The organism is Streptococcus oralis (assembly GCF_001578945.1).
Taxonomy (GTDB): Bacteria; Bacillota; Bacilli; order Lactobacillales; family Streptococcaceae; genus Streptococcus; species Streptococcus oralis_Q.
Genome location: NZ_KQ969551.1, coordinates 449,168 through 449,791, shown reverse-complemented (window position 1 = coordinate 449,791; position 624 = coordinate 449,168). Strand labels below are relative to the sequence as shown.

Annotated in this window: 1 protein-coding gene; it reads left to right on the top strand. The window is 38.8% G+C overall.

The genetic code is table 11. The annotated features are described in order from the left end of the window. Positions 1 to 127: 127 nt before the first annotated feature. A partial coding sequence (locus tag SORDD16_RS04845; protein ID WP_241733988.1) for a cytochrome c biogenesis CcdA family protein occupies positions 128 to 624 on the top strand: 497 nt, incomplete at its 3' end.

The window sequence follows — 624 nt, the reverse complement described above, 5'->3', positions numbered from 1 at the left end:
TAAGGTGGCTTTTTCTGTCTAGCTTAATTTTACAAATTGGGTGAAATAAACAATCGTAGCAAAGTTGTCACAAATTTTTTCTTTTGTAGTAAAATAATGTTAGTATATTGAGAAAGTAGGTAATTTGTTGGAGTCGATTATATTTCTAGTATCCGTTTTTTTAGCCGGTATCCTGTCCTTCTTTTCACCCTGCATCTTTCCTTTGCTACCTGTCTATGCTGGTATTTTACTGGATGATCAGGGAAATTCGAAAAGCTTTCGCTTTTTTGGAAGAGACGTTGCATGGTCGGGCTTAATTCGGACCTTGTGCTTTATTGCAGGAATCTCCCTCATTTTCTTTATTTTAGGATTTGGAGCTGGATTCCTAGGGCACATGCTCTATGCAGACTGGTTTCGTTATGCTATGGGAATAGTCATTATTCTTTTAGGACTTCACCAGATGGAAATCTTGCATATCAATAAACTGGAGGTTCAAAAGACAGTCACCTTCAAACAATCAAAGTCTAATCACTATCTGTCAGCCTTTTTACTTGGGATAACTTTTAGTTTTGGTTGGACCCCTTGTATCGGCCCCGTTTTAAGTTCGGTTTTGGCTCTGGCGGCTTCAGGTGGAAATGGTGCTTG